Here is a 25476-nt window from a genome sequence, read left to right on the forward strand (position 1 = left end):
TTTGCCATGACTTCATTTCAAAACATTAGTCCATTGCAGTCAGAACAGCTGGCACATGCGCACATCATCAAATCTGATGAAGAAGCACTAGAAATTGCCCATAATCTGGCAGAGCAGTTCAAGATTAATTCAGTACAACGTGATGCTGAACGTATTCTGCCTTTCGAAGAAATCGAGGCTTATAGCCAGTCCGGACTCTGGGCGATTACTGTACCTAAAGAATATGGTGGTGCAGAAGTGTCTAGCTATACGGTGGCACAAGTCATTGCCCTAATGAGCGGTGTGGATGGATCAATCGGTCAGATTCCGCAAAACCATTTCTATGGTCTCGAAATCCTGCGCAATAACGGCACGGAGGAACAAAAACAGAAACTCTATGCCGAAGTCTTAAAAGGTGCTCGTTTTGGTAATGCCCTAGCTGAATTCAAGACCAAGACTGCTGCACAGCGCCAAACTGCGATTCGCAAAACCGAGCAAGGTTATGTCATTAACGGCGAAAAATTCTATTGCACCGGCAGCCTGTTTGCGCACCGCATTCCGACACTGGTCGTGCATGAAAGCGAACAGCAATTCCTGGCCTTTGTCCCACGTGACAGTGAAGGTCTGACCCTGATTGATGACTGGAGCGGTTTTGGCCAGCGTACCACTGGCAGCGGCACGGTGAAATTCGACAACGTGCAGGTGCTTGAGGAAGATGTGGTACGTTTTGATACGGCCTATTCCCGCCCAACCATTTCCGGTCCTTTCGCACAATTGCTACATGCCTCCATTGAAACCGGCATTGCCCGTGCTGCATTTGAGGAAACCTTGGACCGTGTACGTCAGGCGCGTCCGTGGATTGATTCTGGTGTGGACAAGGCCACCGATGATCCGCTGACCAAACTTGAACTGGGCCGTGTGGTAGCTGATGTGCGTGCTTCTGAAGTGTTACTCAAACAGGCCGCCCGCTCTGTCGATACTGCCAAAGCCAATCCGACTGAAACCAGCGTGGCCAGAGCTTCTCTGGATGTGGCTAAAGCGCGTGCACACAGTTCTGAAACCGCATTAAAAGCATCATCGAAGCTGATTGAACTGGCTGGCAGTCGTGGTAGCCAGCGCGAAGATGGCTTAGACCGCTTCTGGCGTAATGCCCGCGTGCATACCCTGCATGATGCTTCACGATGGAAATACTATTTTATCGCCAATTATTTGCTGAATGGTGTTCTGCCTCCACGCCGGGGGACATTGTAATGACAAAGACTACAACAAACTCGAAAACTAAAAAAATCCTGCTGAACGCTTTTGATATGAACTGCGTGGGTCATATCAATCATGGCTTGTGGGCTCATCCGCGGGATGAATCACACCGTTTTAATGAACTGAGCTACTGGACTGATCTGGCGAAAACGCTGGAAAAAGGTCTGTTTGACGGCCTGTTCATTGCCGACATTACCGGAGTCTATGATGTCTATCAGAACGGCATTGACCTGCCTCTAAGAGAATCCATTCAGTTACCTAGCCATGACCCAAGCACGTTGGTATCTGCCATAGCAGCAGTCACTGAGAATCTCGGTTTTGGTGTCACGGTGAATCTCAGCTATGAATCGCCATATCAGTTCGCCCGCCGTTTTGCCAGTCTGGATCACCTGACCCATGGCCGTATCGGCTGGAATATTGTCACCGGTTATCTGGACAGTGCACAACGTCTGATTGGTGAAAATGGCCTGAAAGACCATGATCTGCGCTATGAACAGGCCGAGGAATTTTTACAGCTGTGCTACAAGTTCTGGGAAAGCTCCTGGGAAGATGATGCTGTCTTAAAAGATAAGCAGCAGCGTATCTTTACTGATCCAGCCAAGGTGCATCAGATAAATCACCAAGGCCAGTTCTATCGTAGCCAGGGTGTATTCCAGGTTTCCCCTTCTGCTCAGCGTACGCCGGTACTGTTCCAAGCCGGTGCTTCCCCGCGTGGCATGGCTTTCGCTACCCAGCATGCTGAAGGTATGTTTATTGGTGGTGATCATCCGGACAAGATCAAGAAACAGGTCAATCAAATTCGTCATCAAGCGGTTGAACAAGGTCGTGATCCTGAAGCGATCAAGATTTTTGTCGGCATTGCTGTGGTCACCGGAGAAACGGATGAACTGGCACAGCAAAAACTGGATGAATACCGTGCTTATGCCAGCCCTGAAGCCGGTCTTGCGCATTACTCCAGTTCTGTTGGCATTGACCTGTCCAAATTTGCCGATGATGAGCCAATTCCTTACAAGAAGACCAATAGTATCGCAACGGTCAATCAAAAATTTAAAGAGCAGCAGATCACGCCAAATGACCTAAAAGCTCAGCATGTGTTAGGTGGGCGTTATCCACTAATTGTTGGCAGCGGCGCAACGGTGGCAGAAAAGCTAATTCAGCTGATTGATGAAACTGGTATCGATGGCTTCAACCTGACCCGCACGGTGGCACCTGAATCACATCAGGATTTTATCCAATTTGTGATTCCTGAATTACAGCAGCGCGGACGCTATAAAACTGAATATGAACAAGGCAGTTTCAGACACAAACTGTTTCAGCAAGGTGACCGCTTACCTAGCGCGCATCCAGTACAGCAATTCCGATGTCAAAACTCTGCCTCTACCGCGAACACAAACTTAAAGCAAAAACAATCAGCATAAATTTATTTTGAGGTGCAACATGGCACAAACAGCTAAAACAAAATTCACCATGATTGGGGTGATTATTGCCGCCGTGATTATCGGCTTGGTGATCTGGAATCAACAAAAGAAATCCGGTTCGGATGAACTGGTGATTGGGATCAGCCCGTCCTTCGCTAAACCTTTACAAGTCGCAGCCGAAGAGGCCAAACAGCAAGACATCAATGTCAAACTGGTCGAGTTCTCAGACTGGAACACACCAAACATCACCCTGAATCATGGTGACATTGATGCTAACTTCTTCCAGCATCAGCCATTTTTGGATAATGCGAAGAAAGAAACTGATTTTAAAATCAAGGCGTTTGCCAAAGGTGCAGCAACTCATGTTGGTCTATATTCCAAGAAAATTAACAGTCTGGATGAACTTAAAGACGGCGCGAAAGTTGTAGTGCCAAACGATCCAGTCAACCAAGGCCGTGCTCTATTGTTATTACAACAGGCTAAACTGGTGACTTTAAAAGATCCGAATAACCACCTTTCTAGCCTAAAAGATATTGCAGTGAATCCGAAAAATCTGCAATTCGTTGAGGTTGAAGGTCCGCAAACTGCACGTGCCATTGATGATGTTGATCTGGCTTTCGGTTACCCGCACTATCTACGTCTGGCTAAAACAGCTGATCCAGAACAAGCGTTGTTATTTGACTCTAACAAAGACAACCGTTACGCGATCCTATTTGCGGTACGTGAGGACTATCAGGACAAAAATGACAAGCTGAAAAAATTTGTTGAAATCTATCAGAACTCACCTCGCGTGAAGGAAGCATTAGATGCTGACTTCGGTGCGAAGCTCTGGTTCCCAGGTTGGAAATAAGGTGCGATGATGACACAAGTAAATTCGTCAAATTCGAATGCAAAGAAGTGGATCATTGACGGTGTCATTTTGGCACTGATTCTCGGTCTGGCGGCTTACCGTTGGACCAAGGGTCAGCAGCAGGAGGATGTACTGACCATTGGCATTAGCCCATCTTATGCAGACTTATTGCAAAGTGTGGCTGATGAACTGAAACCGCAAGGTATTAATGTGAAACTGGTTGAATTTTCCGACTGGCATGCACCCAATGTCGCGGTACAGAATGGCGACATCGATGCTAACTTTTTCCAGCAAAGTGTGTACTTAGGAAATGTCATTCGCGAAACCAACTTCGATCTACATAGTTTCGCGCCCGGTACGGGTAGCCATGTCGGTTTATATTCTAAGAAATATAAATCGCTGGATGAGTTACCACAAAATGCCCGTGTGGTCATTCCAAATGATCCGGTGAATCTGGCACGTGCCTTGATCCTTCTTAACCGTGCAAAACTGATTGAACTGAAAAATATCAACAATGAATTATCAACCGTTAAGGACATCAAGAATAATCCTAAACAGTTGCAGTTTATTGAAGTTGAAGGCCCACAAACGGCACATGCCTTGAATAAAGCTGATCTGATCTTTGGTTATCCACATTATCTAAAACTTGCTAAAGCAGCAGATCCACATGATGCTCTGTTCCTGGATCCAATCGACAAGAAATACGCCATTCTGTTTGTGACACGCAAAGACTACGAAGATAAAAACCAGAAACTGGCGACTTTCGTAAAAGCTTTCCAGAATTCTGAAAAAGTCAAAGCAATTCTGGACCAGGATTTTGGTACTGGTATGTGGTTTGAAGGCTAGAAATAAGGTGAATACTATGGTGAGTTTTGGTTCTCAGATGGCGTTTTCCGTCCCACATATCAAAATCCGTGACCTGAATAAATACTATGAGGTACAAGGCAAATCGGTACATGCCTTGAAAAACATCAATCTGGATATTCCTGAAGGCAAGATCTTCGGGATTATCGGGAAAAGTGGTGCGGGGAAATCCTCGCTGCTACGTACCCTAAATGGTCTGGAACAGATCAGCGAAGGTCATATCCATATCCATCAGCAGGATTTGGCTGGCTTAACCCATGCTGAACTGATCCAGCTTCGTCAGCGTATTGGCATGATTTTTCAGCACTTCAACCTGATGTCTGCCAAAACCGTCTGGGAAAATGTAGCTCTGCCTTTAAAAGTTGCAAATTATAAAAAATCAGACATTGATGCGCGTGTAAACGAAGTGCTGCAACTGGTCGGCTTAAGCGATAAGGCTCAGAACTACCCTTCTCAGCTATCCGGTGGCCAAAAACAGCGTGTCGGTATTGCCCGCGCGCTGGTGCATCACCCGGAAATTCTACTCTGTGATGAAGCCACTTCTGCACTGGATCCGGAAAGCACTTCCGTGGTGTTATCACTGTTAAAAGAAATCAATCAGAAACTTGGTATTACCATTGTGCTGATCACCCATGAAATGCAAGTGATCCGTGAAATTTGCGATCAAGTCGTCGTGATTGAAAAAGGTGAAATTGTCGAATCCGGTGAAGTCTGGTCTGTATTCTCTAACCCACAGCAACAGATCACCCAGGAACTGCTGAATCTGGAACAACTGGAATTACCATTTGCGATTAGTCCTGAAGTAACAACAGATACCACGCATAGCATTATCAAACTGCGCTATGCCTCTAGTGTTCAGCATTCCCCAGATTTGAAAGTGATTTTCGAACAGTTCGAGCATCCGGTGCATCTCTATCAAAGTCATATCGACAGCATCCAAAATCATCTGGTCGGTAGCCTGATTGTCGCAGTTGCCGATCTAAACCTGGATACTGACTTACTTCAGCAAAAACTAAAACAACACATTGCACAGATTGAGGTGATTGGCTATGCACGACCAACTCATTGATTTATTACTAACAGGAACCACCGATACCCTCATCATGGTTGGTGTATCCGCAATCGTTGCCTTTCTGATTGGTTTACCGATGGCAGTAGTACTGGTCAGTACATCTGAACACGGGATCTATCCATCCAAACCCATTAATCAGGCTCTGGGCTGGATTGTAAATATTACCCGTTCGGTGCCTTTCCTGATTTTAATGGTCGCTTTAATTCCCCTTACCCGCTGGATTGTAGGCACCAGCTATGGCGTCTGGGCAGCAGTTGTACCTTTAACGTTGGCCGCGACTCCTTTCTTTGCGCGTATTGCTGAAGTGAGTTTACGTGAAGTCGATCAGGGACTGATTGAAGCGGCTCAAGCGATTGGCTGTAACCGTAAGCAAATTATCTGGTATGTGCTATTACCTGAAGCTTTACCAGGGATTGTGGCCGGTTTTACCGTCACTTTGGTGACCATGATTAACTCATCAGCAATTGCCGGTGCTATTGGTGCCGGTGGTCTGGGCGACATTGCCTACCGTTATGGCTATCAGCGTTTTGACATGCAGATCATGCTGGCGGTGATTGTGGTGCTGGTGATTCTGGTCATGCTGGTTCAGGCCACTGGTGACACCCTGTCGAATCAGCTCGACAAACGTAAAATTTAAAAACATCTATTTCATAAGTTTTCAACAAAGCACCCAGCCATGACCTGACTTTGTCATGGCTTTCATGTAAAATCACTGGCAATTTTTATATAACGCTTTGTGAGTTATTTCATGGGTTTTAATTGTGGTATTGTAGGCCTGCCTAACGTTGGTAAATCTACGCTTTTCAATGCATTAACTAAAGCTGCAATTGCTGCGGAAAACTTCCCATTCTGTACGATTGAACCAAACACCGGTATCGTGCCTGTACCAGATCCACGCTTGGATAAACTTGCTGAAATCGTAAAACCACAACGCGTGGTACCAACTACCATGGAATTCGTGGACATCGCGGGTCTGGTTGCTGGTGCATCTAAAGGCGAAGGTCTGGGTAACCAGTTCCTGGCGAATATCCGTGAAACTGATGCAATTGCTCATGTTGTTCGTTGTTTCGAAGATGAAAACGTGATTCACGTCAACGGTAAAATTGATCCGCTTGATGACATCGCAACCATTAACACTGAACTTGCTCTAGCTGACCTTGAAACTGTGACTAAAGCAGTGACTCGTCTGGCGAAGTCTGCAAAAGGTGGCGATAAAGAAGCTGTAGCCACTAAAGCCGTTCTTGAAAAAATCCTACCTTTGCTTGATGAAGGCAAACCTGCCCGTGCAGCAAATCTGGATGATGACGAACGTAAACTGGTACGTGGCTTTGGTCTGTTAACGCTTAAACCAACGATGTACATCGCTAACGTGGCAGAAGACGGTTTTGAAAATAACCCGCACCTCGATGCGGTACGTGAACTGGCAGCTGCTGAAAATGCAATCGTGGTTCCGCTTTGCAACCAGATCGAAGCTGAAATTTCATTGCTTGAAGATGAAGACCGTGCTGAGTTCCTGGAAGCAATGGGTATGGAAGAGCCAGGTCTGAACGTGGTAATCCGCGCAGGTTATTCACTGCTTGGCCTACAAACTTACTTCACTGCCGGTGTACAGGAAGTTCGCGCCTGGACGGTTAAAGTCGGCGCTACTGCGCCTCAAGCAGCGGGTGTCATTCACACTGACTTCGAAAAAGGCTTCATCCGTGCAGAATGTATTGCTTATGATGATTTTGTGCAGTACAACGGCGAAGCTGGCGCTAAAGAAGCAGGTAAATGGCGTCTAGAGGGTAAAACTTATATCGTTCAGGACGGTGACGTTCTGCACTTCCGTTTCAACGTATAAGTTGAAGCCAAAGAAAAGCCCCAAATCTGGGGCTTTTTTGTTACTAAATTTGGCTTCTTGCTATTCTCATACGCATCTTTACATCCTATTTATAAAAATCTCTTCCCATAACATTAATGATAATAATTCTCATTGTATTTAATACAACTCAAGCGTATTTTAAAATTTAGTCGAGAATTCCACTCACTCAATCACGCTTAAGGACAATTAAAAATGAGCTATACCCTTCCCGAACTCCCTTATGCTTATGATGCATTGGAACCTCATATTGATGCTAAAACCATGGAAATTCACCACACTAAGCATCATCAAACTTATATCAACAACATCAATGCAGGTATTGAAGGCACAGAATGGGAAGATCTTTCTGTGGAAGAACTGGTGAGCAAAGCCAATCAGGTACCTGAAGATTTAAAAAATAATGTGATTAATAATGGTGGCGGTCATGCCAACCATTCCCTGTTCTGGACAGTAATGAGTCCAGATGGCGGTGGTAATCCTGAAGGTGAAATTGCACAAGCGATTGACAAGGAGTTTGGCGGCTTTGAAGCCTTTAAAGAAGCTTTTACCAAGGCAGCCCTGACCCGTTTTGGTAGCGGATGGGCCTGGCTCAGCGTGGCACCCGATCAAACCATTATCGTAGAAAGCAGTGTCAATCAGGACTCACCGCTGATGCATGGCAATACCCCGATTCTAGGACTGGATGTCTGGGAACATGCGTACTATTTGAAATACCAGAACCGTCGTCCTGAATATATTGCCGCTTTCTTTAATGTGGTGAACTGGAAGGAAGTGAATCGCCGTTATCTGGAAGCACTTTAAATATAAATGAATACAGTAGGACGAAATCTCATGTCTTGGCACTCTTTACGCTTGATCTGCGGCCTCAGTATTCTTTTGGGCGGAGCAGTGTTGTATCTAGAACGTCTGTTCATGTTGCTTTAAGACATGATCGTCTAACTGTATGGGAAGCCTTATTCTGAGGCTTCTTTTAATTTTTGCTGTTTGAATTTTCTATAGGGAGATGGATTTAAAATTTAAGAAAGCAATTCACAAACATTGACGCTATCAAAGCCATTGGTACATGATGCCACTTCACACGCATAAGAAGCTTGTACTGCACTTACTAAAACAGTACTTATACTTATCGCTAAAAACAATTTATTTAACATTTAAAATTACTCCAAAAGTTAACTTTTATCTCTAAATCGCTTGATTATGAGTCAATTATAGGACTTTTTTAATGACTCAGGGGCAATATTTCTTGATTTTAATTATTGTTTATTTATATAAATAGAATCGTTTTTTATAACAAAAAAGCGGAACCGAAGTTCCGCCTGAAGATTATAAAACCCGATTAAGACTGTTCAGCTACTGCATTACCTTTCTGCTTTGGATCAGTATTTCCCAGTTCAGGATGAGCAATAGCTCCCTGACATTGCTGTTTATCACGCTCATAGTCGGCCTGTTTCTGTGCCACACTACTGCTATTTTCAACGGTGCTACGTGCCCAGATTTCCAGACTGGTTAACGCCTTGCGACATAAGGCATATTTTCCTTCCGTCACTGAGTCAGTCATTTTCACATTAATGCGCCAGTCAGTACTCAATTTACGGGCCGGTTGACGTACCTGAGCATCTATCTGTTCCATTTCCTTGTTATAAACCAGCGGATCGACTTCATTCATGAATTGCCATGCAGCATTGGCATAAGTGGTCGCATCATTAGAGAGTTTAGGTGCCGCTTTAATTTCGGCTTTTGGCGCTTGACTGTCATTTCCACAAGCTTGAAGAAATAAGGTGCTGCCGATTAAAACACCGACCAGCATTGCACGTGTCTTGAACATCAACATATCAGAATCGCCAGTTAAACATTTCGGCACTATGCTAGTAAATTCGCGTACAATACACAATCTTGATTTAATCCCTGTTTTAACTCTCTCCCTCAAGGTGTTTTGTGTCTGACCACAATCCAGTAGCGATGCAACCTGCCGGTTTCTGGCAAGGTGCCAAAGATAGCCAGGCCATTATATTTACTTACCTTCCGGTCTCCTTTGCCTTTGGCGTTTCTGCCACCCAGTTCGGCTTTACTGCCTGGGAAGCCTTATTTCTGTCCTGCTCCATGTATGCCGGTGCCAGTCAGTTTTTAGTTGTAGCGTTACTTGGTAGCGGTACTTCGATCTGGATGACTGCATTGACCGTGATTGCCTTGGACATTCGTCATCTTTTATACGGCCCAGCTTTACAAAACCTGATTCAAGATCGTTTAAATCTGAAGAAAACCGCAGTCTGGGCTTGGGGTCTTACTGATGAAGTCTTTGCTTCAGGTATGATCAAGCTGTCGCAACGGCGCCAAGAATGGTCAGAATCATGGATGCTCGGTCTGAGTCTATTTAGCTGGCTGTCTTGGGCGACAGGTTCATTTTTAGGTGGATTATTTGCTGATCAGGTCAGTAATTTGCCACAATTCTTGCAGGCGGCTTTAGATTTCCTGCTACCTGCCCTGTTCTTAAGTTTCTTATTGGCAGCCTTTGAAAAGAAACACACCTTTGTGGTGACCATCACGATTATTGTCTCAGCAGTTGCCTGTTATTTTATCGATCTGTCCGCTGCGATCTTTATCGGCATCAGTTCCGGCATTTTGGCCGGCCTGTTCAAGCACTATGTGCTGAAAAAACCAGATCCTGAATATGCAGGAGATCAATCATGAATCTTGAAATTATCTTGGTCGGAATTATTGTCGGGATTGCCAATTTTGCCTCACGTTTTGGCCCTTTCTATGTAATTCAAAAATTTCAGCAGGGTTCGCAAAAACGTGGTGCGCTATGGCTGAAAATTGCTTTGGGTTCAATTGGGATTGCTGCTATCAGTTCCATGCTGGTTGTGGCGACCTTACCGCCCTTATTGGAAACGCCAGATAAAAGCTTTGCCATGCTGATCGGTTTTATTGTACTCGCTGGACTGTATTTCAAGTTCAAGAAAATTGTCATGGCGACCTTAACTGCAGCTTTAACTTATGGCCTGATCTATACCTATATCTCTGTACCTTTTTAAGCCTTTTAGAAAATTAAAAATCTCATTCAAGACTTATGCTAAATTAATTGCATAAGTCTTTTTTATATAAGAAAAAAAGTAAGGAAAATATTGGCATGTTCGAGCCAAAGCAAATAATTGAAGGTAAAATATTTATTCATTATCGACGTGATGAGATGTTAGCTATTTTTAGCCAATATGAATTACCCGGCTGCTATTTTGAATGCCTTATTAATACACAGAATTTTACTGGTCATTTTGTAGAAGTGGTTGCTGACCCGCAGATCATATCTGTGTCATTTATATTCAGAAGCATGGCAAAAATAAAATCATTGCCCTCTACAATCAGACTCAACAGGTGATCCATCTGCATCCTAAACAAATCATTTTTAGCCGATGGAGCCTGTTACATAAAGGCATTCCAAATCTCATTTATGTATTTTGCTTTAGTATAATTTTACTGTTTCTATTTTTTGCACTTGTCGCAGTGTCAAATCATCAATTCCACTTTTTCACTGTATTCTTAGATGCACTGCAATTTTCAGGATTTGGTTTATTGCTATGGATATTTGGTTTTATCTGTCCTTTTGTCATTCCCTTTTACGCCTTTAAGAGAATACAGAGTCTGAAACTTCTCCATCAACTTCAGCTCAATGACAAGCAAATTTTGCATATGGAAAAACTCAATCCGCAAAACCGGATTTATCATTTAAACCCGGTGAAAAATACAGTAAAGCGAACTGCCTGATTTCAGATGCAATTCTCTATAAACTTTTATAAATAAAACTGCTGGCTAATATCACAATTTTGTATGAAACTCGGCTTATCTCGGCATTGAGTTCTGTTATGCTAAAAGTCCATAAAATCAAGCATGGATAATACACATGAACGTGACTATTGGTACTCCTCTTCAATCTTCAGCTTTTAAAGTTCTATTGCTAGGTTCAGGAGAACTAGGTAAGGAAGTGGTGATTTCCTTGCAACGTTTAGGTGTAGAAGTTCATGCTGCAGATCGTTATGCAGATGCTCCTGCCATGCAGGTGGCACATTTTTCTTATGCCTTAAATATGGCAGATGCAGCGGAACTCAAACAGCTTATTCAAAAAATTCAGCCGCATCTCATTGTTCCTGAAATTGAAGCGATTGCGACCGAAGTGCTGGTTGAAATTGAAGAACAGAATATTGCAACCGTAATTCCTTCAGCTAAAGCAGTTAACCTGACCATGAACCGTGAAGGCATTCGTCGTCTGGCGGCTGAAGAACTAGGCTTACCGACCTCTGCTTATCGCTTCGCCGATTCTCTGGAATCTTTCCGCGCAGCCTGTGATGACATTGGCTATCCAAACTTTGTGAAACCGGTGATGTCTTCTTCAGGTAAAGGTCAATCCCGCGTGAAAAGTTTTGAAGAAGTCGATGCTGCCTGGGAATATGCGCAAACAGGTGGTCGAGTTAATCAGGGCAAAGTGATTGTCGAATCACAGATTGATTTCGATTTTGAAATTACCCTGCTTACTGTGCGGGCTAAGAATCCTCAAACTGGCGAAATCGAAACTTCTTACTGTGATCCGATTGGACATCGTCAGGACTCAGGCGACTATGTAGAAAGCTGGCAGCCTCAGCCAATGAGTCCCGCTGCTCTGGAAGAATCAAAACGTATCGCCAATAAAGTCACCACGGCATTGGGCGGTTGCGGCATTTTTGGTGTAGAACTCTTTGTCAAAGGCGACAAAGTATGGTTTAGTGAGGTTTCACCTCGCCCGCATGACACTGGTCTGGTCACTTTGGCTTCCCAGTTCCAGAGTGAATTTGAACTGCATGCCCGTGCTATTTTAGGCTTACCAGTCAATACAGCTCGTCATAGTGTAGCTGCCAGTGCCGTGATTTACGCAGGTGTCGATGATCGCAATCTTTCATTTTCTGGCCTGAATCTTGCTTTAGCCCATGCCGATACCGATTTACGCCTGTTTGGTAAACCTGAAGGCTTTAAACGCCGCCGTATGGGTGTCGCGACTGCGCGTGCAAAAAGCATTGAACAGGCTCGCGAGCTGGCTCAACAGGTTGCTGACCAAGTTAATGTTCATCAAAATTAAGTAAATACAACGGACCACTGTTCATGATCAATACCTCCCCGCTGCTGAATTACATTAAAAGTCACAATGACATCAAAGCGATCAATCAATGGCGTAGCGATGTAGAAAATCAGCTTCAGGAATGTTTTGAAAATGGACAATCCATCCGTGACATCATTCAGGCCCGTTCTAACCTGATTGATGAGGCTTTGCAATTCTTATGGAATCATGCTGAACTAGATCAGACTGATTTGGCGCTTTTCGCTGTTGGCGGTTATGGCCGCCGCGAAATGCTGCCATATTCAGATGTCGATATCATGATCCTGTCTGAAGATGATTTCACTCCAGAGCAGGAAAAGCTGATCTCCAGCTTTATTTCCTCTCTTTGGGATGTGGGCAATTTCAAACCGGGCATCAGTGTCCGTACTATCAATGAATGCGTCAATCAGGCCAGCAGCGACCTTACTGTAGCGACGTCCTTGATCGAGGCACGTCTGATCATTGGCAATGAAAATTTGACCAAGTGGCCACGCCGGATCGTGTCACAAACCTGGACCGATAAAACCTTTTTTGATGCGAAAATGGACGAGCAGCACAAACGCTATGCTCAGCACAACAATACTGAAAGCAATCTGGAACCGGATATTAAAAATGCACCGGGCGGTATCCGCGATATCAACCAGATTGGCTGGATTGCCAAACGTCATTTCCGCGTCAACCGTATTTATGACCTGGTGCATCTGGGCTTTATTTCAGAGTTTGAACTTGCCGTACTCGAAGAAGCCGAAAGCTTCCTCTGGGAAATTCGTCATCATTTACACCGCCTGACCAAGCGCGATGAAAACCGCCTGTTGTTCGATTATCAACGGGATATTGCGGCGATGTTTGGCTATACCCGTGAAGAAGGTCAGCCACCGAACTATCCAATCGAACAGTTCATGAAGCGCTATTATCGTAGCGCGCAGCAGGTTTCAACTCTGAATGAAATGCTGCTGGCTTATTTCAATGAATCAGTGATTACTCCGCGTTTACCTCAATATGAACGCCAGATTGAAGAAATCAATGAAAATTTCAAACTGGTCGATGGCAAGTTAGCAGTTCAACATCACAAGATTTTCTCGGAAAAGCCAAGTGCCATTCTGGAAATCTTCTATTTGCTGGCCAATCGTCCTGAAATTGAGGGCATTCGCGCGCGTACTTTACGTCTGCTTACTCTGGCAGCTAAACGTATTGATCAGGATTTCCGTGATAATCCGGTACACCAAGCCCTGTTTATGGCCATCATTCGTTCACCGCATCGCCTGTATGAAACCTTGGTGGCAATGAAACGTTATGGTGTCCTAGGCAAATATATTCCGGCTTTCGGACAGATTACCGGTCTGATGCAATATGACTTATTCCACATCTATACCGTGGATGCACATACCCTGCTCTTGATCCGCAATCTGAACCGCTTCAAGGAACCCGAATTTGCCAAAGAATTCCCTGTGGTCAGCTCTGTGTTCCAGCGATTAGCACGTCGTGACATCGTTTATCTGGCGGCTATTTTCCATGATATTGCCAAAGGTCGTGGCGGTGATCATAGTGAGCTTGGTGCAGCCGATGCGATTCAGTTCTGCCGTATCCATGGCTTTACCGAACGTGAATGCAATCTGGTTGCCTGGCTGATTGAAAACCATTTGTCCATGTCAGTGACCTCACAGAAAAAAGACATTTCCGATCCGGATGTGGTCAAAGAATTTGCTGAAAAAATGGGAGATATGGAGCATCTGGATTATCTGTATACCCTAACCGTGGCAGATATTAATGCGACCAATCCAAAACTCTGGAATACCTGGCGTTCATCTTTGATGCGTCAACTCTATACGCATGCGCGTGATGTGATTCGTTCTGGCTTGGGCCGTCCGGTTGATTACCAGATGCTGATTGAAGATACCAAGTTCGAAGCCAGTGAACGTCTAGTGGAACATTTCTCGCTTTATGATGTCGAAAAAGTCTGGCAGGAACTGGGCGATGACTACTTCCTGAAAGAATCTGCCGATGAAATCGCCTGGCATACCCGTGCTATTTTGGAACATGGCGATAATCCTGCACCATTGGTATTAATGCGTGCGCATCGTAAATATGCGCAGGATGCCGTGCAGATCTTCATCTATACTCAAGATAAGCCAAATCTGTTCGCCACCACGGTTGCTGTTCTGGATCGCATGAATCTGGACGTTCAGGATGCCCGGATTATTACCGCAACCAAAGCTTTCAGTTTGGATACCTATGTCGTCCTTGACCGTTTTGGCACGTTATTGACCGATCCGGAACGTGAGGCAACTGTCATTGAAGCCTTACAGGATGCCTTAAGTCATTCTGATGAATATCCAGGTCTGATGCAGCGCCGGATTCCGCGTCAGTTACGTCATTTTGACATTGAAAATACCGTCGATATCACCCTTAATGAAGCTTTAAACCAGAATATGGTTGAAATTGCGACACTTGACCATCCTGGTTTACTTGCGAAAATTGGCGGTTTATTTATGATGCAGGGTCTGGATATTCACTCTGCCAAAATTGCTACGCTTGGCGAACGTGCTGAAGATATTTTCTTTGTCACCAAAAAAGATGGCAGCCCAATGACCCAAATAGAGTCTGACAATTTTGCAGCGGCATTAAAAGCTGCTCTAGATGAGGCCTCACATCAGGTCAATGCTCAACACTAACACACTGCTCGGTAACACATTCATGAACTCTAGCTTGTCTTTATTGCATCCATATCCGTTTGAAAAGTTGAATAAACTTTTCGCGGATATCCAGCCTGCGAATATGCCTTTGATTCCCCTTTCAATTGGTGAACCAAAGCATCCAGCACCCGAGTTTGTGAAACAGGCGATTATTGATAATTTTCAGCATCTATCGACTTATCCGAACAGCAAAGGCTTACCTGAATTACGAGAAAGCATTGCCAACTGGCTGACTCGTCGTTTTAAACTGAATAGCATCAGTGCAGACAGCAATGTATTACCGGTCTCTGGTACCCGTGAAGCAATCTTTTCTTTTGTTCAGGCGCTGATTAATCGTGAAGATGCGCCTTATGTGGTGATGCCAAACCCTTTCTACCAGATTTATGAAGGTGCTACCCTGCTTGCAGGTGCAAAACCTTATTTCATTAACTGTACTGAAGAAAATGACTACTTAGGCGACTTTGATTCAGTTCCGGCTGAAGTCTGGGAAAAAACTGCCCTGTTATTTGTGTGTACACCGGGCAACCCAACAGGTGCTGTTCTTTCTAAAGAGCAGTTTAAAAAGCTGATTGCACTGTCAGACAAATATGATTTTGTCATTGCTTCTGATGAATGCTATTCAGAACTCTGGTTTGATGAAGCACCGACAGGTTTACTGGAAGTGTGTGCCGAGATTGGCCGAGATGACTATAAAAACTGTGTCGTTTTCCATTCTCTATCTAAACGCTCCAACCTGCCAGGCATGCGTTCAGGCTTTGTTGCAGGTGATGCCACTTTACTCAAACCTTATCTGCAATACCGTACTTATCACGGTGCAGCGATGCCGGTGCAACACCAGTTAGCATCAATTGCAGCCTGGAGTGATGAAGCGCATGTGGAAGAAAACCGGGTACAGTATCGTGCCAAGTTCGATCTGTTCCAGAAAGAATTGGGGCACTTGCTTCCGCTGAAAAAACCGGATGCGGGTTTCTACTATTGGCTCAAAGTGGACAATGATGAAGCTTTTGCCAAAATGTTGATGGAAAAAGCGCATATCAAAGTATTGCCAGGCCGTTATCTGTCTCGTGAAACTACGCAAGGTAACCCGGGTGAAAATCATGTGCGTCTGGCATTGGTGGCTGATCTGGCACAATGTGAACAGGTAATTCAGCGTTTAAAAGCGATTCTTTAATCTTTTAAGATCTAAACACAAATAAAAAACCCACTTTCCAGAAGTGGGTTTTTTATGGATTTTGGCTACAAATTATTCTTCTATTTCACTTATTTTCTATTCATTAGAAATTAGACATTTCAAATAAACTTATAAAACCTTTTCAATTTCTGTTTCGAGATCTTCAGGTTTGGTGGTAGGTGCAAAACGGTTTAATACCTTGCCATCACGACCAATCAGAAACTTGGTGAAATTCCACTTAATGCCATTTCCTAGAATTCCTTTGGAATTATTGGTCAAGTAACGGAAGATTGCATGCGCTTCCGGACCTTTAACATCTACCTTGGAAAACATTGGGAAAGAAACCCCATAATTTTTCTGGCAAAATTCCCCGATCTGTTCATTTGAACCTGGATCCTGTCCGCCAAACTGATTGCATGGAAAACCTAAAACTTCCAGTCCCTGCTCTTTATATTTCTGGTAAAGCTTTTCCAGACCTGCAAATTGTGGAGTGAAACCACATTTACTCGCGGTATTTACGATTAAAAGTACTTTTCCTTCATAATCTGCAAGCCGTTTGTTTTTCCCATCTAACAACTCAGCTTCAAACTGATAAATGCTGGTCATGGATAAGTTTCCTCGTCAGTTTTTTCTTGTGTTTGTAATTCTAAAGAGGCCGAGTTTACACAATAACGTAAGCCAGTCGGTTCCGGACCATCCGGGAAAACGTGTCCCAAATGTGCATCACAATGATGACAAACAATTTCTGTTCTCACCATACCATGTGAAGTATCAGGTAATTCCTCTACAACTGAGCTGCTCACAGGACGATAGAAGCTTGGCCAGCCGCAACCGCTGTCATATTTGGTGGTTGAAGAAAACAGTGGTGTACCACAGCAACGGCAGACATAAGTCCCTTCCTGTTTTGTATTCCAGTACTTGCCTGTGAATGCCGGTTCAGTTCCTTTTTCACGCGTAATGCGAAACTCTTCTGGTGATAACTCTCTTTGCCATTCCCGGTCTGTTTTATTGAGTTTTCCCATCACTAACTCCTTTAAATCTTTGACATTCAATGTCATGCTTCAGTACTTCCATATTTACGCTAGAGATGAAAAAATTTCTAGCGAAATTTCAGCATAGATTGTGATATTTGCGTAATCTATAGGTTTAACTTAAAAATTAATTGGATGGAATTATGTCCGGTATTGGTAACACCCCCCCTCGCGAGATCAAGAAATCGTCTAAGCTTGAGCATGTTTGCTACGACATTCGCGGACCAGTGTTACGAGCGGCCAACGAGATGGAAGAAGCCGGACATAAAATTATCAAACTGAATATCGGAAATCCCGCCCCATTCGGCTTTGAAGCCCCGCAAGAAATCATTAATGATGTTGCACTGAACCTGCCAAATGCGATTGGTTATACGGATTCCAAAGGGATTTTCCCGGCACGTAAAGCGATCTGTCAGTATTACCAGCAAAAAGGCATTCTGGATATGCACGTGAATGACGTGTATGTCGGCAATGGCGTATCTGAGCTGATCGTGATGGCGATGCAAGGCCTGCTGGATGACGGCGATGAAATGCTGATTCCAATGCCGGATTATCCATTATGGACTGCGGCAGTGAACCTGTCTGGCGGTACAGCGATTCACTATAAATGTGATGAAGAAGATCACTGGTATCCAGATATTGCGGATATGGAAAGCAAAATCACGCCAAATACCCGCGGGATCGTGATTATCAACCCGAATAATCCAACTGGGTCGGTTTATCCGCGTCATGTATTACAGCAAATTGTGGATCTAGCGAAGAAATATGACCTGATCCTGTTCGCAGACGAAATCTACGACAAGATCGTTTACGATGGCATTGAACATGTGTCAGTAGCTTCGCTTGCAGGCAAGCAATTATGTGTATCGTTCAACGGTTTATCTAAAGCCTATCGTATTGCTGGCTATCGCTCAGGCTGGATGGCAATTACTGGTGATAAATCACGTGCAATGGACTACATTGAAGGCTTGGATATGCTGGCTTCAATGCGTCTTTGCGCGAATCATCAAGCACAATATGCAATTCAGACTGCACTTGGTGGCTATCAGTCTATTAATGACTTGATCCGCCCAGGTGGCCGTCTATATGAACAACGCAATATTGCCTGGGAAATGCTAAACGAGATTCCAGGGGTGTCTTGTGTGAAGCCTGAAGGTGCAATGTACTGCTTCCCTCGTCTTGATCCTGAAATCTATCCGGTTGAAGATGACGAGAAACTGATGCTTGATCTGTTACGTGCTGAGAAAGTTCTATTGGTTCAAGGTACTGGTTTCAACTGGCCAACACCGGATCACTTCCGTGTGGTATTCCTGCCAGCAGAAAATGAACTGCGTGAAGCGATTACCCGTTTAGGCCGTTTCTTGGCAAAAATGCGTTAATTTATAAAATTAATTCCAAAAAACCGCATTCATGAATGCGGTTTTTTATTGTCTAAAAAGTTCCGCGATAAGCTTTACAGATATTTACAATAGAAGCATGCTGTTAATCTAGAGTTTCTTTTTTTAATAAAATCTATTCAGCCTTTTCTCCTTTAGCTTGATGATTCATGCTATTTTTTGAACAAATATAAAAATCCAAGAGTGCATGGATGTTCTCAAATACGGTCAAGCTTAGCCTTTTTCTCTGCCTGAGCATGTGCTTAGGCATCGGCATTCTGCGTTTTTCCTATACCGCATTGTTACCTGCTACACGTGAAGCCTTTGCCTGGAGCACGAGCTTTGCCAGTCTTTTGGGTAGTGCCAATCTACTGGGTTATTTAATCGGTGCTTTTGTAGCGATGCGCTTGCCCCAAGACCGAAGCATGAGTGCCTATATCCAGCTTGCTGCAATAGCTGGAATGGTTAGCTTATTCTGTTGTGCCTTTTCAGGGTTTGCTGAAATCTGGTATATCAGCTGGCGAGTAATTTCCGGTATTAGTGGTGGCCTGCTCATGATTTTGTCACCAAGTATCGTGGCTCAGTGCTGTGATTTAAAAGACCGTTTTAAAATCAATTTTATTGGTTTTAGCGGGATTGGATTAGGGGTTTTATTAGCTACCCTGTTTTTGCCTTATCTTGACCAGATTTCCATACGTACGGCCTGGCTGATCTTATGTGGGTTTGCCCTGATGATTTGTATCTGCTTAAGCCTACTGATACCACAATTTAAACCCTATCTAGCTAAACAATCTGTTTCTCATCCTTCTCAAGTTTCTTTAAATACAGTCTTTTATAGTTTGCTGGTGGTTTATGCCTGTAGTGCATTTGCCTATATTCCGCATTCCCTGTTCTGGATTGACTATCTCAGCCATGAACTAGGATTAAGCTTGTTCTGGATTAACTTTAACTGGATTCTATATGGATTGGGCAGTGCCTTAGGTGCTTTTTCTGCTTATGTCCTGGCAAGAAAATTTGGCAATTTTACTGCCCTAAAGATTCTTTATAGTGTATATATTCTGGCGATTTTTATCGCGACTTTAAATGCTAACCCGTTCCTCACTTTCAGTTCTTCTTTTTTTACCGGAATGTTGAATCCCGCTGTAGTTTTCCTTACCTCTTATACCATTTTGCAACTGTATGGACTGGCCTATAAAAAGCTCTGGAGTATTGCGACTCTATGTTTTGCCTCTGTTCAGCTGATTGGAGGATTAAGTTTTAGCGCCCTGCAATATCTAGGATTGAACTATCATCAACAGTTTATGCTGGCCGCTTTAGTTTTATTAGCCGGAACTTTGCAATTGGTCTGGAATACACGTTCCTCCAAATATAAGATGGGTGAGCAACCAATTTCTGTTCAAGAAGAAAAGAATTAAATAAAGATTAAAATCGGGGTCAACAACCCAAATCCCAAGGAATAAAACCACGTCATTAAACGTGGTTTTATTCCATTTAATCTTTCTTCAAATCTTTAAGCGGGTTACCAAACTGTTTTAGATATTCAACGCCTAATTGCCGTGAACCCTGATCATTAAGATGATTATCATCTTTAAAACGATACAAAGGCACATCATTCAGTATCGTTTTACATGCCTGCTGATCACAGATGACTTTGGTTGGATCAACGATTTTCAATTGCGGATATTTCAGTTTTGCTTCTGCCAAAATCTGATTGAATTGCTTTAAATGTGCTTCATAACTTTTTCGAGAAACTGTACATGAAGCGTCTCGATGAAGAATCTCTTTACGAATATTACAATCAGATGGAATCCCTTCCCAGTCTAGATGTGGTACATCATTAATTAGCACCACCTGATCACTAGATTGATGGGCAATTTCTAAGGCCTTCATTAAGCCTGCTTTAAATATCTCTTCCTCTATATGATGAACACTATCTTTAAGTTTCACATCATCGTCAAAATACTGCGCATAAGATCCCGCCAGAATAATCATTGGATAATGGGTTTCTTTAAGATGTGCAGTAATAGCATCATTACGTTTTTGGAATTTGGTCAGTTCTTTCCATTGATTCAGCTTTAACTCAAATCGCTGCACACCTGGCAGATAAAAAGTTGAACTTTGCGTTGCATCATAACCGCGTAAATTGGCATCCTTTGCCCATTCGTCCAGCATTGCTGTATAGGCATTGGCATGCGAATCGCCAATCAACAGGAAATCAATATCTTCTTTAGATTGTCCTAAGACACAATCTTGAGCATTGGGTAAAACATTTGGATCCGCGGTATCCATGCAGTTACTACGAATCACATGTGCATACGTGTGTAATGCTTCCTGTTTGTCATGCACCGATTTTGGAAAACGCTCCGGGAAACCTTCATGTGTTTTGATGGTTTGGGCGATCGCAATAAAACTGACTGCAGGTAACAGAAATCCAAGAATAATCACTTTATAATTTGCAGCCATCACAAAGCGTTTCAGGGGTGTTTCAGCCAGTTTATAAGTCAGAAATGCACATATAAGTGATAGGAAAACAATAATAATCTGATTTTCCAGATTCAAGGGCAGCATATAAATGCCAAAGAACACGATGATTGGCCAGTGCCATAAATACAGAGGATATGAAATTTTGCCAATCCATGTACTAAGACGATTACTTAGCAATAAATTACTTGAAGCTATGGATTGTCCCAGATAAATAATCAGTGCTGTTGCAAGACACGGGATCAATGCCATCAGTCCTGGGAATGGGGTTTGCTGATCAAAATAAATTGCAGTTGCAAATAGAACACTTACCCCAGCCCAGACCAATCCCTGTAATAGTTTTTTTGGCAGATTTGGTTTTGGCAAGCAGCTAATCAATGCACCAATCAATAACTCAAATGCCCGTACCGGCATACTATAATAAGCTTTGGCCGGGTTTTGAGTCAGTTGCTGCTGGGCATATAGAACCAAAGCGACAATGAATACACTGATGACGAGCCAAAGATATTTACGCGAGGTCTTGCTAAGGAATAGCCATAGCAAGAGCGGCCAGAAAATATAAAACTGCTCTTCTACGCCCAGTGACCATAAATGTAATAAAGGCACATTTTCTACATTCGGACTGAAATAATCTCCCACCTCATTTCGCATATACAGATTGGCAATAAGTACAGTCGCATACATGACACTTTTAAAATATTCTGTCAGTTCACCCGGCAACATCACCTGCCAAGCAATCAGACTGACAATTGCCAGTACAGTAAAATATGCAGGTGCCAGACGGATCACCCGTTTCTTATAAAACCGTGCAATTGAAAATTGCTGCAACTCAATATCGCGCGTCAGAATGGTCGTGATGAGATAGCCGGAAATGACAAAGAAAATATCAACACCAATATAGCCGCCAGAAAATAATGACCAGCCCAGGTGATTGAAAATAACCAATGATACTGCAATAGCTCTCAGGCCATCGATATCTGGTCGATAAGCAAAACTCATAAAAACAGGAAAAGCGGGAGATACGCTATTTTATGCTTTTCATTCTTTAGATGGCGATCTTTTACATTTTTTTTACATTCACCTGCACTTATTCCAATTCTTCTACCTTTAAATAAGGATAAGGATTGGTCGCACCTTCCCCACTGAGATAAATCCCATAATGCAAATGTGGTGGTGTATTTTTCGCATTACCGGTATTGCCGACATAGGCAATGATTTCACCTGCTTCTACCCAGTCTCCTTCCTGAATATGTTCAGCATAATCCTCCAGATGTGCATAATAATGTTGGCTTAAATTCGGACCAGTAATCCATATAACTTTACCTCCTAAATTATTGGTTCCAATCTTGCGGGCGATCCCTTGGGTCGCACTGACTACCGGTGTACCTCGTTGAGCAAAAATATCTGTTCCTTCGTGTTTACGTCCCTCACTGCGCGCTCCACCCCAAGTATCCTGAATCTGGCGAGGTTTTACTCCTTGTACAGGAATTTCTACCGGTCTAATCAGCTCAGATTTTTTTAATTGCCAGTACAGATACGGGCTTTTCCAGCCCGCTGGCTCACCTGATGGCGGTGGCTGACAGGCAGTAAGTAATATGCTTAAGGAAAATATTAAAAGCAGGATTTTGGGAATTTTCACAATAGCTCGCATAGCCGTTTAATGGGGGTTCGTTTTATCTTAAGGAAGACACAGAAATTTAAAGTCAAAATCCTGTTATTTTTAGTGATGTTTTTTCCAGATTGCTTTTCAGAAACAGTCTTAAAAATAACAAAACCCTCAGCTGAGGGTTTTGTTGAATCAGGTCTAAATTTTATTTACGCTTTTTCGCACGTGATGGTTTAGAGGGTTGTTGCTGTTGCTGTTGTTGCTCTTCATTTTGAGCACTGTCCTTTTTATCCTTTTGCTGGACTTGCTTGTGTTTTGCTCTTGATTTAGCCATAGCATAAACTCCTTTGGAGAACTGTCTCTATCACTGGAAGTTGCATTAATCACTCTAACCTTTATATAAAATAAGCCAATCGCTGAGCTGTATCCAAATACGTCAATGTAAAAGCATCTTTAGTTAAGTCATTCAATTCTGATTAGATCTTTATTCGAGGTATTTACATCGCTTACATAGCGTTGCATGTTGATACCTGTTTTAACTCTGAATATAAATATGGTTTTCTGAATAAAACCCTTCAAAAATCTAACAATAGATGTGGATCCAACGTGATGATCCAAATTTAATATTGATGTATTCATATTCTCAATAATTGCCAGTTCAGACTCTGACTAACGCAGTAATGGTACATTTGGTATAAGAGGCTATAAAATGTATGCCACAGTTTTCGCAGTCAAGGAATAACTGGATGATAAGGTAGATTGAATATTAGATCTGTATTCAGAGTCATCTTGTCACAATTTTGAAGTTTAACAATTTATTAATTTTGATTGTGCTACTACTTGCATAGAATCTGCTAAGGTTCAAATATTCTTAGCTCTATAATATTTTTATTGTTCCTATTTGAACTATTTTTTAATCCATATTATTTTATTCAATAAATGGTAATATTTTCTTTAAAGGAATTAAATTCTAAGGTTATAAAATTTATATCTTCCAAGTTATAAATTTAAGAACATTTAATGTTTTCAATTTCTAAAACATTTCTTTAATTAATTCTACAAAATAATTCATAAGATAATTGTTCTTACATAAGGTGAAAGGGTTTTCACGCTAAGCCCGAATATCTTACATAAGCAGACACCGCCCATACATGCCCAGAGAGTTTTATCCCCTACACTGAAATCAAGTTTTAGAAAATTAGAGGATTTCATATGAAACAGTTTTCGAAAATTCTAATACTCATTATGATAGGCCTTTATGGTACTTCTACTATTGCAGCAGATGCTATTCCTTTGGAAGCTAAAGCCGCCGCAGAAGCACAAAAAGCTGCACTAGAATATTCTGAAAATCAGAAGAGTGACTCAGACTAAAAACAAAATAAAGCCCACGAAGGGCTTTATTTACATACCGGAATCATTAGAAAAAAGTTATTTTAATAACTCAATGATTGTCCTACTCCATAAACCATCAAGGTAATAAGGAATACGACCAATGCGGAGACAGCTAATTCTGCTTTAGTCATGTGTTTTACCCTCATGGAGAGCTGTATATTATTTATACACTACATAAGCATAAAACCAAATAACAAAATATTACATAATCTTGAATATTTAAACTAAAGTAAAACACAATATAAGAGAGTAAAACTATAAATTAAACCTTAATTATCAATAAATATATTTTTAATTATCAATTACTTAAAAAATTTTATTTAAAAAATTAATAGATTATTTCTTTGAAATCATAAAATAATCTTTGTTTATAAAAAATTTTTCTATGTAATATATTGCCATTCCAAAATTTAAGCTTCTGAACTTAATGTCTTTTTAAGTCATTTCATAGGTTTTAATTTACTATTTCATAATTTATTTTCCTTATTTGATATCAAATTAAAACTAAACACCTGATATGTGTTTTTAAATAATCAACAACTGCTAACTTATTTTCAATAAAATTCTCTTTTTTTCCATAAAGATCATTTTTTATTATTTTTAAAACCTCAATATATAAATTTAAAGATCCTAAATAGAAGGATCTTTAAATTTTAAATTACTACATAGATTTGAGTACTTCTAACTCGAAATCAAGCTCCATCATCTTTTCCAGATTTGGTACAATCGCATTCACCCAAGTACCACTATTCCAGACTTTCAGAATTCCATTTTCTTCCTTATAGAATGCACAGTCCTGAGCTGATATATGATGAATAACCTGGGTTCCTTCTGGTATATTTCTCATACAGACCTCCACACATTTGGTTTATTTTTTAATTTAGCAGAAGATTTGAATTTTTCGTTTACATTGTTTTATAGAGTTGTATTAATTGACTATTTAATAGACCTCTTTCATAAATCATTTTTTGCTCAGTTCAAGTTGTAGATTCCAGCGATTAAATTGAATCTCAAACCAAGCCTTTTACCTCTATTTCGATAACGCTCAGCAAGGATTTTGAAGGTTTTCAGGCTGCCAAATACATGCTCAATTCCGATTCTTCTTTTATTGATTTCTTGATTATAGATTTTCAATTCAGGATCCAATTTACAGTGTCTTTTGGCTTTTAATGGCAACAAGCTATTTGGATACACTGTATAAATTCCCTGATAACCCTTATCCGCAAGGATAAATGCACCTGCAGGAATCTGATTCAAGTTACGTTTGAAGAGTTCGAAATCATGTACGGCACCACGACTCGTACAT

The 25476-nt window shown here is 42.1% G+C and carries 24 protein-coding genes; 16 read left to right on the plus strand and 8 right to left on the minus strand.

Annotation, left to right across the window (positions count from 1 at the left end; translation table 11 throughout):
• The first annotated feature begins 6 nt into the window (after positions 1-6).
• The 8 genes from FTU46_RS02540 (at position 7) to FTU46_RS02575 (ending at position 8102) form a co-directional block, all read left to right on the plus strand.
• Positions 7-1230, plus strand: a complete 1224-nt coding sequence (locus FTU46_RS02540) for an SfnB family sulfur acquisition oxidoreductase (RefSeq protein WP_180104272.1) — start codon at positions 7-9, stop codon at positions 1228-1230.
• A complete protein-coding gene (locus tag FTU46_RS02545) occupies positions 1230-2654 on the plus strand; it encodes an LLM class flavin-dependent oxidoreductase (protein ID WP_180104273.1) in 1425 nt (474 codons plus the stop codon). The genes FTU46_RS02540 and FTU46_RS02545 overlap by 1 nt, the downstream gene beginning before the upstream one ends.
• A 19-nt stretch (positions 2655-2673) precedes the next feature.
• Positions 2674-3504 carry a MetQ/NlpA family ABC transporter substrate-binding protein gene (locus tag FTU46_RS02550; protein ID WP_180053872.1) on the plus strand — a complete coding sequence of 277 codons (831 nt, stop codon included), beginning with the start codon at positions 2674-2676 and terminating at the stop codon, positions 3502-3504.
• A gap of 9 nt (positions 3505-3513) precedes the next feature.
• Positions 3514-4350, plus strand: a complete 837-nt coding sequence (locus FTU46_RS02555; protein WP_180104274.1) for a MetQ/NlpA family ABC transporter substrate-binding protein — start codon at positions 3514-3516, stop codon at positions 4348-4350.
• Between the two features lie 16 nt (positions 4351-4366).
• The gene (locus FTU46_RS02560; RefSeq protein ID WP_180002243.1) at positions 4367-5437 is read left to right on the plus strand and encodes a methionine ABC transporter ATP-binding protein; all 1071 of its coding nucleotides are present in this window, start codon (positions 4367-4369) and stop codon (positions 5435-5437) included.
• Positions 5418-6077: a methionine ABC transporter permease gene (locus FTU46_RS02565; RefSeq protein ID WP_163169519.1), complete on the plus strand. Its 660-nt coding sequence runs from the start codon at positions 5418-5420 to the stop codon at positions 6075-6077. Before FTU46_RS02560 ends, FTU46_RS02565 begins: the two co-directional genes overlap by 20 nt.
• Before the next feature lie 111 nt (positions 6078-6188).
• Entirely contained in the window at positions 6189-7280 is a 1092-nt protein-coding gene (gene ychF / locus FTU46_RS02570; RefSeq protein WP_179993080.1) for a redox-regulated ATPase YchF, read from the plus strand.
• A gap of 213 nt (positions 7281-7493) precedes the next feature.
• Positions 7494-8102 (plus strand): superoxide dismutase, encoded by a 609-nt coding sequence (locus tag FTU46_RS02575; RefSeq protein ID WP_180104275.1) that lies wholly within the window; start codon positions 7494-7496, stop codon positions 8100-8102.
• Positions 8103-8637: 535 nt separating this feature from the next.
• On the opposite strand, the gene FTU46_RS02580 is transcribed toward FTU46_RS02575, so the two are convergent.
• Positions 8638-9132: a hypothetical protein gene (locus FTU46_RS02580; protein ID WP_159123256.1), complete on the minus strand. Its 495-nt coding sequence runs from the start codon at positions 9130-9132 to the stop codon at positions 8638-8640.
• A gap of 128 nt (positions 9133-9260) precedes the next feature.
• Between FTU46_RS02580 and FTU46_RS02585 the strand changes: the two genes are divergently transcribed.
• The 5 genes from FTU46_RS02585 (at position 9261) to dapC (ending at position 16284) form a co-directional block, all read left to right on the plus strand.
• On the plus strand, positions 9261-9989 hold the full coding sequence (locus tag FTU46_RS02585; RefSeq protein ID WP_171505577.1) for an AzlC family ABC transporter permease: 729 nt from the start codon (positions 9261-9263) through the stop codon (positions 9987-9989).
• Positions 9986-10333 carry an L-valine transporter subunit YgaH gene (ygaH, locus tag FTU46_RS02590; RefSeq protein WP_159123254.1) on the plus strand — a complete coding sequence of 116 codons (348 nt, stop codon included), beginning with the start codon at positions 9986-9988 and terminating at the stop codon, positions 10331-10333. The genes FTU46_RS02585 and ygaH overlap by 4 nt, the downstream gene beginning before the upstream one ends.
• 854 nt (positions 10334-11187) lie before the next feature.
• Positions 11188-12402 carry a formate-dependent phosphoribosylglycinamide formyltransferase gene (purT, locus tag FTU46_RS02595; protein WP_171505576.1) on the plus strand — a complete coding sequence of 405 codons (1215 nt, stop codon included), beginning with the start codon at positions 11188-11190 and terminating at the stop codon, positions 12400-12402.
• A gap of 23 nt (positions 12403-12425) precedes the next feature.
• On the plus strand, positions 12426-15092 hold the full coding sequence (gene glnD, locus FTU46_RS02600; RefSeq protein WP_180104276.1) for a [protein-PII] uridylyltransferase: 2667 nt from the start codon (positions 12426-12428) through the stop codon (positions 15090-15092).
• Between the two features lie 22 nt (positions 15093-15114).
• A complete protein-coding gene (gene dapC / locus FTU46_RS02605) occupies positions 15115-16284 on the plus strand; it encodes a succinyldiaminopimelate transaminase (RefSeq protein ID WP_159123250.1) in 1170 nt (389 codons plus the stop codon).
• A 129-nt stretch (positions 16285-16413) separates the two neighbouring features.
• Here the strand turns inward: dapC and FTU46_RS02610 are convergent, their stop codons facing one another.
• Both FTU46_RS02610 and msrB read right to left on the minus strand, forming a co-directional pair.
• On the minus strand, positions 16414-16890 hold the full coding sequence (locus FTU46_RS02610) for a glutathione peroxidase (protein WP_004784130.1): 477 nt from the start codon (positions 16888-16890) through the stop codon (positions 16414-16416).
• On the minus strand, positions 16887-17306 hold the full coding sequence (msrB, locus tag FTU46_RS02615; RefSeq protein ID WP_004784131.1) for a peptide-methionine (R)-S-oxide reductase MsrB: 420 nt from the start codon (positions 17304-17306) through the stop codon (positions 16887-16889). The genes FTU46_RS02610 and msrB overlap by 4 nt, the downstream gene beginning before the upstream one ends.
• A gap of 152 nt (positions 17307-17458) precedes the next feature.
• Between msrB and FTU46_RS02620 the strand changes: the two genes are divergently transcribed.
• Both FTU46_RS02620 and FTU46_RS02625 read left to right on the plus strand, forming a co-directional pair.
• Complete coding sequence (locus FTU46_RS02620; RefSeq protein ID WP_004784132.1) at positions 17459-18694, plus strand: pyridoxal phosphate-dependent aminotransferase; 1236 nt, start codon at positions 17459-17461, stop codon at positions 18692-18694.
• Between the two features lie 209 nt (positions 18695-18903).
• Positions 18904-20106, plus strand: a complete 1203-nt coding sequence (locus FTU46_RS02625; RefSeq protein WP_180104277.1) for a YbfB/YjiJ family MFS transporter — start codon at positions 18904-18906, stop codon at positions 20104-20106.
• A 76-nt stretch (positions 20107-20182) separates the two neighbouring features.
• On the opposite strand, the gene FTU46_RS02630 is transcribed toward FTU46_RS02625, so the two are convergent.
• The 3 genes from FTU46_RS02630 to FTU46_RS16655 form a co-directional block, all read right to left on the minus strand.
• Complete coding sequence (locus FTU46_RS02630) at positions 20183-22171, minus strand: acyltransferase family protein (protein ID WP_180104278.1); 1989 nt, start codon at positions 22169-22171, stop codon at positions 20183-20185.
• Positions 22172-22259: 88 nt separating this feature from the next.
• A complete protein-coding gene (locus FTU46_RS02635; RefSeq protein ID WP_180104279.1) occupies positions 22260-22823 on the minus strand; it encodes a M23 family metallopeptidase in 564 nt (187 codons plus the stop codon).
• A gap of 160 nt (positions 22824-22983) precedes the next feature.
• Complete coding sequence (locus tag FTU46_RS16655) at positions 22984-23112, minus strand: hypothetical protein (protein ID WP_004784138.1); 129 nt, start codon at positions 23110-23112, stop codon at positions 22984-22986.
• Positions 23113-23990: 878 nt separating this feature from the next.
• Between FTU46_RS16655 and FTU46_RS02640 the strand changes: the two genes are divergently transcribed.
• Complete coding sequence (locus tag FTU46_RS02640) at positions 23991-24149, plus strand: hypothetical protein (protein WP_166136100.1); 159 nt, start codon at positions 23991-23993, stop codon at positions 24147-24149.
• Between the two features lie 682 nt (positions 24150-24831).
• Here the strand turns inward: FTU46_RS02640 and FTU46_RS02645 are convergent.
• Both FTU46_RS02645 and FTU46_RS02650 read right to left on the minus strand, forming a co-directional pair.
• Positions 24832-25017: a hypothetical protein gene (locus tag FTU46_RS02645; RefSeq protein WP_004784145.1), complete on the minus strand. Its 186-nt coding sequence runs from the start codon at positions 25015-25017 to the stop codon at positions 24832-24834.
• A gap of 125 nt (positions 25018-25142) precedes the next feature.
• A partial coding sequence (locus tag FTU46_RS02650; RefSeq protein ID WP_180104280.1) for a transposase family protein occupies positions 25143-25476 on the minus strand: 334 nt, incomplete at its 5' end.

It is taken from the genome of Acinetobacter sp. YH12108, from assembly GCF_013419055.1.
Taxonomy (GTDB): domain Bacteria; phylum Pseudomonadota; class Gammaproteobacteria; order Pseudomonadales; family Moraxellaceae; genus Acinetobacter.

Excerpts from the sequence above, each read along its gene's own strand:
- FTU46_RS02625 (WP_180104277.1), top strand. The coding sequence starts at position 18,904 with ATGTTCTCAAATACGGTCAAGCTTAGCCTTTTTCTCTGCCTGAGCATG.
- FTU46_RS02640 (WP_166136100.1), top strand. The coding sequence starts at position 23,991 with ATGAAACAGTTTTCGAAAATTCTAATACTCATTATGATAGGCCTTTAT.
- FTU46_RS02635 (WP_180104279.1), bottom strand. The coding sequence starts at position 22,823 with ATGCGAGCTATTGTGAAAATTCCCAAAATCCTGCTTTTAATATTTTCC.
- FTU46_RS02540 (WP_180104272.1), top strand. The coding sequence starts at position 7 with ATGACTTCATTTCAAAACATTAGTCCATTGCAGTCAGAACAGCTGGCA.
- FTU46_RS02545 (WP_180104273.1), top strand. The coding sequence starts at position 1,230 with ATGACAAAGACTACAACAAACTCGAAAACTAAAAAAATCCTGCTGAAC.
- FTU46_RS02645 (WP_004784145.1), bottom strand. The coding sequence starts at position 25,017 with ATGAGAAATATACCAGAAGGAACCCAGGTTATTCATCATATATCAGCT.
- FTU46_RS16655 (WP_004784138.1), bottom strand. The coding sequence starts at position 23,112 with ATGGCTAAATCAAGAGCAAAACACAAGCAAGTCCAGCAAAAGGATAAA.
- FTU46_RS02580 (WP_159123256.1), bottom strand. The coding sequence starts at position 9,132 with ATGTTGATGTTCAAGACACGTGCAATGCTGGTCGGTGTTTTAATCGGC.
- FTU46_RS02550 (WP_180053872.1), top strand. The coding sequence starts at position 2,674 with ATGGCACAAACAGCTAAAACAAAATTCACCATGATTGGGGTGATTATT.
- FTU46_RS02610 (WP_004784130.1), bottom strand. The coding sequence starts at position 16,890 with ATGACCAGCATTTATCAGTTTGAAGCTGAGTTGTTAGATGGGAAAAAC.
- dapC (WP_159123250.1), top strand. The coding sequence starts at position 15,115 with ATGAACTCTAGCTTGTCTTTATTGCATCCATATCCGTTTGAAAAGTTG.
- FTU46_RS02585 (WP_171505577.1), top strand. The coding sequence starts at position 9,261 with ATGCAACCTGCCGGTTTCTGGCAAGGTGCCAAAGATAGCCAGGCCATT.
- FTU46_RS02575 (WP_180104275.1), top strand. The coding sequence starts at position 7,494 with ATGAGCTATACCCTTCCCGAACTCCCTTATGCTTATGATGCATTGGAA.
- glnD (WP_180104276.1), top strand. The coding sequence starts at position 12,426 with ATGATCAATACCTCCCCGCTGCTGAATTACATTAAAAGTCACAATGAC.
- FTU46_RS02630 (WP_180104278.1), bottom strand. The coding sequence starts at position 22,171 with ATGAGTTTTGCTTATCGACCAGATATCGATGGCCTGAGAGCTATTGCA.
- ychF (WP_179993080.1), top strand. The coding sequence starts at position 6,189 with ATGGGTTTTAATTGTGGTATTGTAGGCCTGCCTAACGTTGGTAAATCT.
- FTU46_RS02555 (WP_180104274.1), top strand. The coding sequence starts at position 3,514 with ATGACACAAGTAAATTCGTCAAATTCGAATGCAAAGAAGTGGATCATT.
- FTU46_RS02560 (WP_180002243.1), top strand. The coding sequence starts at position 4,367 with ATGGTGAGTTTTGGTTCTCAGATGGCGTTTTCCGTCCCACATATCAAA.
- FTU46_RS02565 (WP_163169519.1), top strand. The coding sequence starts at position 5,418 with ATGCACGACCAACTCATTGATTTATTACTAACAGGAACCACCGATACC.
- FTU46_RS02620 (WP_004784132.1), top strand. The coding sequence starts at position 17,459 with ATGTCCGGTATTGGTAACACCCCCCCTCGCGAGATCAAGAAATCGTCT.
- ygaH (WP_159123254.1), top strand. The coding sequence starts at position 9,986 with ATGAATCTTGAAATTATCTTGGTCGGAATTATTGTCGGGATTGCCAAT.
- msrB (WP_004784131.1), bottom strand. The coding sequence starts at position 17,306 with ATGGGAAAACTCAATAAAACAGACCGGGAATGGCAAAGAGAGTTATCA.